General features: G+C 47.2%; 1 protein-coding gene. It reads left to right on the plus strand.

The window, feature by feature from the left end; all coding sequences use genetic code 11:
- Positions 1-254: hypothetical protein (locus tag P3R27_RS14945; protein ID WP_301399211.1), on the plus strand; the 254-nt coding region annotated here is incomplete at its 5' end.
- Positions 255-396 lie beyond the last annotated feature (142 nt).

Here is a 396-nt window from a genome sequence, read left to right on the forward strand (position 1 = left end):
GGTTATCCTCCCCTCTTCCGGTGAGCGTTACCTCAGCACTGCACTGTTTGCCGATCTCTTTACTGAGAAAGAACTGCAACAGTGATGCCAGATTGTTAAATCAGCGCAAAAAAGCACCCGTCGGGGTGCTTTTTTGTGGCATACATCAAACTTTTGTCCCACCTGGCATTGCCGAAAACGGCCTGGTCTGGTATTTAACCATCACATTTATTTTGAAGCGCGAAATTAATCGAAGTCAGATTTCGGCTAGCTGAATCGTTTTTATGATTTGGTTCAATTCTGGCTTTCACGGCATAATGTTTAATGACGTGCGAAACGTCAGCGACCATCAGCGTCTGCACGAGACCGCGCCTTTCTGGCATCTGTACCTTGGCTCGTTACGCCAGCGCTAACTAT

The sequence above is a fragment of the Enterococcus spodopteracolus genome, assembly GCF_030441955.1.
GTDB classification, from domain to species: domain Bacteria; phylum Bacillota; class Bacilli; order Lactobacillales; family Enterococcaceae; genus Enterococcus_B; species Enterococcus_B spodopteracolus.